Below are 5,781 nucleotides of genomic sequence, written 5' to 3'. Positions count from 1 at the left end.
GCGGGGCCCGGGGCCGGCCCTGGGCGGGGGCCCGTGCGCAGGTCCTCCGCGGGCGTGCCGCATCCGGCGCAGGCCAGCGCACCGTTGAGGTGTCGTCGGCACCGGTCGCAGTAGTCCATGGCGCTGGAAGGCTACGCGCTGTGACGACACCACAGACAGCCGCACGTGTGGAGATCCTGTGTGGAACCCCGTGTCCCCCGCCGTGCCGCCCGATTGGGGAGGATGGCCCCATGACCTCAGGCACCTCAGGCACCTCAGGCACCGCACCCGGGGACGCGTTCGGGCCGCGCTCCTTCCAGCTCGTCCTGCTGCGCAGGATGGCGGACCACCAGCCGGACCTCGTCGACGAGGCCCGGCGCGCGCTGGGCGCCTCGCGGGCCGATCTGCGGGAGGCCAACCGCCGCTGGCAGGCGATGGTGCGCTCGCCGCGCGGCCGGGGTGCCCGTGCCCGGTACCGCTCGGTGCTCGGGGAGCCGGCGCGCGCGTTCCGCCGCCGCGTCGGCGACCTGGAGTGCGACGCCTTCCAGTGGCCCGTACCGCTCTGGCCCGACCTGCGTTTCGAGATCATGGTGGCGCCCGGCGGCGCGGTCTGGAACGAGTGGCTCGTACGGGCGCCCGGCGCGCCCGCCCCTGCTCTGTCGACCGCGGCCGACCTGCGGCCCTGGGGGTGCACCGTGGACGAACTCGCCCGCGCCTTCCCGCCCGCCAGACCCCTTGAGGGCACGGCGCCGACCCGCTTCGGGCTGGCGTTTCGCGCGCCCGCGAGGCCGGTCGGGGGCGCGCCCGCGCCGGCCGGGGGCGACACGAGCCCGGTCGACCGTACGGAGCACGTGGCCGAATTCACCTGGGGGCTCCTGCAACGGTGGGCGCCAGCCTGAGCGCCCACCGGGGGCGCGCCCCGTGCCGTACGCCGCCCGGCGCAGTCCAGCGCGCGCCGGGCGGCGTGTCGCAGCAGGATTTCACGTATCGACCGGGGCCCGCGCCGCCGGTGACCGTCCCTGCCGCTCGGGAGATCCGCCGTGACCGTCAGTCTTGAGAACCTGCGCCGCTGCCACATCGCCGTCGACATGGGAGCCGCCCGGACCCGGGTCTTCGTGAAGGGGGCCGGCCTCGTCGTCGACGAGCCGAGCTGCGCCGCCGTCAACACCCGTACCGGATCGCTGATCGCCGTCGGCACCCTGGCGGAGCAGATGACTGGCCGTACGCCCCACTACATCCGCGTCGCACACCCGGTGGCGGGCGGCACCGTCATCGACATCGAGATGGCCCAGCGCATGCTGCGCCACCTGCTCGGCGACAAGCTGAGGCGCCAGTTGCGCCGCAAGCCCCGGCTGCGGGCCGCGGCCTCCACGCCGCACGACAGCGACCCGCTGTCGCAGCGTGCCGCGATCGAGACGCTCGTGGGCCTCGGCGCGAGCCGGGTCGAGCTGGTGGACACGGTGATCGCCGCGGCCGTCGGCTGCGGGCTGCCCGTCGAGGACCCGACCGCCACCATGATCATCATGTGCGGGGCCGCGACCACGCAGGTGGCGGTGATGTCGCTGGGCTCCATCGTGACGGCGCAGCGCATCGCGGTCGGCGGCAACGCCATCGACCAGGCAGTGGTCCAGCACCTGCGCCACCACCACGAGCTGGTCCTGCCGAGCCAGTCCGTACGCGCCATCCAGCTGGCGCTGCGCGACAGCACCCTGGCGGCGGAGGGCCCGACGACGATGGAGATCCACGGCCGGGACGTCGCCACGGGCGTGGCGCGCACGGTGAAGGTGGACACCGCGGCGGTGCGCGAGGCGATCTACACCCCGCTGACCGCGGTGAAGGACGGCATCGGGCGCGTCCTGCGCGAGTGCCCGCCCGATCTGGTCGCGGACCTCGCGGACTCGGGCATCAAGATGGTCGGCGGGAGCGCGCTGCTGCCGGGCCTCGACACCATGCTGCGCGAGGCGACCGGGATGCCGGTGGCGATCGCGGAGCGGCCCGACGTGTGCACCATCCTCGGGATGGGAGCGATGCTGGAGGGCAGGGTCGCGCCGCTGGACACCGACCCGATGGCCGAGGCGCACTGACCCCGCTCCCCCGCCACCGTGCCAGGCCGAGGCCACGACGAGGACGCCCTGCCCTGCGGGCGGCCGGGCGAGGACGCAGCCCCTGACGAGGCCGCACCGGAGGTCGAAGAGCCGAGCGAGGCCGCCTCGGGCATCGCAGAACTGGGCGAGGCCGCACCGGAGGTCGGAGAGCCGAGCGAGGCCGCATCGGGCATCGAAGAACCGGACGAGGCCACACCGGGCATCGAAGAACCGGACGAGGGCGCATCGGGCGAGATCGCGCCCGGTGTCGAGGAGCCGCGCCACGGTGAAGGGCCCGCGGGCGACGGGCACTCGGAGCGGACGCGTGACGGTCTCGGGCACGGCCTCTCGGCGGGCACCGACCGGCTGCCGGTGCTGCTCGAATCCGTCCTCGGCATCGGCACGGATCTCGAACTCGGTGTCACACTCCAGTACATCGTGGAGGCGGCGGTCGAGCTGGTCGGGGCCGTCTACGGCGAACTCGGCGTCGTACAGCCGGAGAACGCGGCGCTCACCGAGCTGTTCTCGGCGGGCGCCGACGAGGCCGGTGCCACCGCAGAGGTGCCGGTACGGGTCGCCGACGAGGTGTTCGGCACGCTGCGGGTGCGGGGGAAGCGCGGGGACGGCCCACCAGCGGCCCCGGGCGGCGGGGTGGGCCCCGGCGCCGGGAGGGCGCGAGGCGTGTTTTGCAAGGCGGCCCCCGCCGCCGGGGCGCCCACCGCGCGGGACACCCGGCCGGCGCCCGGCGCCGGGGGGGGGCCCGCCGCCGTCGCGGTGACGGGATGTACGGCGCCGCCGCTCGCCGCGCCCGACGGCGTCGCCTGGAGCGCACCGACCGGGGCCCGCGTCGCACGCTGGGTGGCGCGGGGCGTCACGTCCGTACGCGCCTCCGTACGCGTATGCGCGCTCGTGCCCGTATCCGCGCGGGTACGGGCGCCCGTACCCGCGCTCGCGCTCGCGCTCGTGCGGTGCGACGGCGTCGCCGGACGGTGCGTCGCAGGGGGTGTCGCCCGGCGGGGCGCCGGGGATTCGGGGCGCGATGTCGCCGTGCCGATCTCGCCCGTCGGCAGGGGGCTTCCGTCCGGCGCCACGAGGCGGAAGCCGTCGACGTCCTGGCCGCGCGGACGCTTCGGCCGGTCCTTCGCGCAGTAGTAGAGCGGGTGCCGGGCGTAGAGGACCTGCGGCAGGTCGCTGCCGTGGGCGTGGTGCGGGGTGTGGCCGATCTCGGCCGTCACGCCGTGGCCCCGCGCCGCGGCGCCGACCGCGGCGGGGAACTCCGCCGCGCACCGGCCGGTGCAGCCGGGTGTGTTCGGCTTGTCGGCCTCCCGCAGGTAGAGCGGGTTGCCGTGCGCGTCCGCCAGGGCCGCGCCGTTCGCCGTGCTGATCAGCGTCAGTTTCCGCGGCTGCGTGGGCCGGTCCACGGCTGTGGCGGTCGCCGAGGCGAGCAGGACGAGCCGCGCGGCGGCGGCCGCGACCAGTGCAGGGGTACGGCGTACGGAGGGGGGCGGGGCATCGGCCATGGGTCAAGGCCATCCGCAGCCGCCCCCCGCGGCAACGCCGGTGAGCCGTACGGGGGAGCGGACCGGTGGGGGCGCTCACCGAGACGGGCGCGGCCCGGATGCCCGGAGGTCCGGGCGCCCGAACGTCTGAACGTCCGGGCATCCGCCTACAGCGCCTGCGGGAAGTCGAAGAGGCGGTCCGGGTCGTACTGCTTCTTCAGGCGGGTGAGCCTCTCGACCCCCTGGCCGTAGTAGGCGGTGCGCCAGTCCGTCAGCGTCGGGTCCGTGTAGTTCTGGTACGCCGCGCCCGACGCGTACCGGCGCATCGCCGTGTGGGTGGAGCGCAGCCACGACTGGTGGGCGCTGCCCGTACCGCCGGGCTGCCAGGACGCCACGTACTGCGCGAGCATCCGGGAGCGGCGGTGCGTGAACGCCGTCGCGGCCGGGTCGACCCGGTTCACCGCCCCGCCGAGCGCCGTCAGCAGGAGCGAACCGCCGCCGCCCTGCGAGGCGGGCAGCCGGGTGAACGCCTCGGCCGCGCCGAGCAGCGCCTGCCGGCCCGCCGGGCTCATGGACCTGTCGTAGAAGTCGGAGGCCGCCGCGTACGTGTCGCGCCGCAACGCGCCCTGCGCCGAGCGGCCCGGGACGCTGCCGACCAGCCTGGTCTGCTGGGACGTCAGGCCGGAGTATCCGCCGTACACCTCCATGGCGTCCTCGAAACTCCGGCTCTTCAGCGAGACGGAGCTCGCGGGTCCGGGGCCTCCGGCCTGGTCGGCGAGGCGGTCGACCGCGTTGTGCAGGTCGCCCTCGGTGCCGAGCGAGAACACGGAGACGGACGCCGTGGGCGCGACCCCGCCGGGGCCGGCGTCGAAGTGCAGCGACGACCAGATCTCGTCCGGCTGGTCGGGGCCCCACTCCTGCCAGCTCGCGAGGAGCGCGTCGGCCTTGGCCCAGGGCCAGCTCATGAACGCGACGACGCCCTCGGGCGCGGGGTGGGTGCGAAAGCGCAGGGAGGTGACGACGCCGAAGTTGCCGTTGCCCGCGCCGCGCAGCGCCCAGAACAGGTCGCTGTTGTGGGTGGCGTCGGCGGTGAGCGTGGTGCCGTCGGCCGTGACGAGGGTGGCGGATTCGAGGCTGTCGCAGGCGAGTCCGTACGCGCGGGAGGTGACGCCGTGTCCGCCGCCGAGGGTCAGCCCGGAGACGGCGACGGTCGGACAGGAGCCGGCCGGGATCGTACGGCCCTTGCCGGTGAGGGTCCGGTAGACGTCGGCGATCCTGGCGCCCGCGCCCACCACCCCGTCGCCCGCTGCGCCATCGAGGGAGTCGAGCCTGGATATGTCGATGACGAGGCGGCCGTTGCCGCTCGACCAGCCGGCGTACGAGTGGCCGCCGCTGCGGATCGCGACCGGTGTGCGGTGCGTCCGCGCGAACGCCAGGCACTCCTTGACATCGTCCTCGCCGGTGACGTAGGCGACGGCCGCGGGCTTCAGGCCGTCGAAGCGCGTGTTGTAGAGCTGACGGGCGGTCGGGTAGTCCGCGTCGCCGGGCCGTACGAGGTCGCCGTCCAGGCCCTTGCCGAGCGCGGACCAGGTCGGCGCGCCGGGGGAGGCGCTCCCTGACGGTGTCGTGCCGGTCGCACCGCTGCCGCCGCCTGGGGGCGAACTGTGGCCGGTGGCCCCGCCGGTGCCGCCGCTGTCGCAGCCCGCGAGTGTCCCCGTGGCGGCGGTCGCGGCCAGGGCCGCGGCGGCGGTGAGCACGCCTCTGCGTGGCATCGGCCGCCCGCCGGGGCGTACGGCGAAGCGGCCTCCGGCGCCGCTCGTGACGGCGTCCGTGCTCGCCGCGCCGGTCGGGGCTGCCGTGCCCGCGGCGCGGTCCCTGGGACTGCTCATGCGTGGTGACCCTCCCGCGAAGGACCTGGAGATGGGGGATGTCCCGTGGGGGAGCGTCCTTCGCCAGTACCAGACGGTACAGACGGTACGAGGGAGGCCCGGCGGCCGGGAGAGGGGGTGCCGGGGAGAGCGGGGAGCCGCGGGCGGCGATGCGGCGGCCGAGGCCGCGAACCGGCCGCATCGCGGTCGGGTTGGCCGGGGCCGCGACGGGTTGGCTCGGGAGGCGCGGGTCAGGGAGCCGTCTCGTGCGTGCGGGCGTCGGTGCGGGCGAGGTCGCGCGATCTGCGGGCGGGGCCGCGCCATCCGCAGGAGCAGCGGGCGGTGCAGAAG

General features: G+C 75.7%; 5 protein-coding genes. 3 read left to right on the top strand and 2 right to left on the bottom strand.

What is annotated here, in order from left to right:
- On the bottom strand, positions 1–119 hold a 119-nt coding region (locus tag LCE31_RS41580), incomplete at its 3' end, for an SCO2400 family protein (RefSeq protein ID WP_441349432.1).
- 111 nt (positions 120–230) lie between these two features.
- Between LCE31_RS41580 and LCE31_RS35625 the strand changes: the two genes are divergently transcribed.
- The 3 genes from LCE31_RS35625 to LCE31_RS35615 all read left to right on the top strand — a co-directional run bounded on the left by LCE31_RS35625 (position 231) and on the right by LCE31_RS35615 (position 3,215).
- A complete protein-coding gene (locus LCE31_RS35625) occupies positions 231–878 on the top strand; it encodes a hypothetical protein (protein ID WP_225021974.1) in 648 nt (215 codons plus the stop codon).
- Between the two features lie 141 nt (positions 879–1,019).
- Complete coding sequence (locus LCE31_RS35620) at positions 1,020–2,063, top strand: rod shape-determining protein (RefSeq protein WP_225021972.1); 1,044 nt, start codon at positions 1,020–1,022, stop codon at positions 2,061–2,063.
- 18 nt (positions 2,064–2,081) lie between these two features.
- Entirely contained in the window at positions 2,082–3,215 is a 1,134-nt protein-coding gene (locus LCE31_RS35615; protein ID WP_225021970.1) for a hypothetical protein, read from the top strand.
- A 514-nt stretch (positions 3,216–3,729) separates the two neighbouring features.
- On the opposite strand, the gene LCE31_RS35610 is transcribed toward LCE31_RS35615, so the two are convergent.
- The gene (locus LCE31_RS35610; protein WP_225021976.1) at positions 3,730–5,334 is read right to left on the bottom strand and encodes an FAD-binding oxidoreductase; all 1,605 of its coding nucleotides are present in this window, start codon (positions 5,332–5,334) and stop codon (positions 3,730–3,732) included.
- Positions 5,335–5,781: the final 447 nt, after the last annotated feature.

The sequence above is a fragment of the Streptomyces sp. 8L genome (assembly GCF_020176795.1).
In the GTDB taxonomy this organism is placed as follows: domain Bacteria; phylum Actinomycetota; class Actinomycetes; order Streptomycetales; family Streptomycetaceae; genus Streptomyces.
This window is presented reverse-complemented; position numbering and strand designations above follow the sequence as displayed.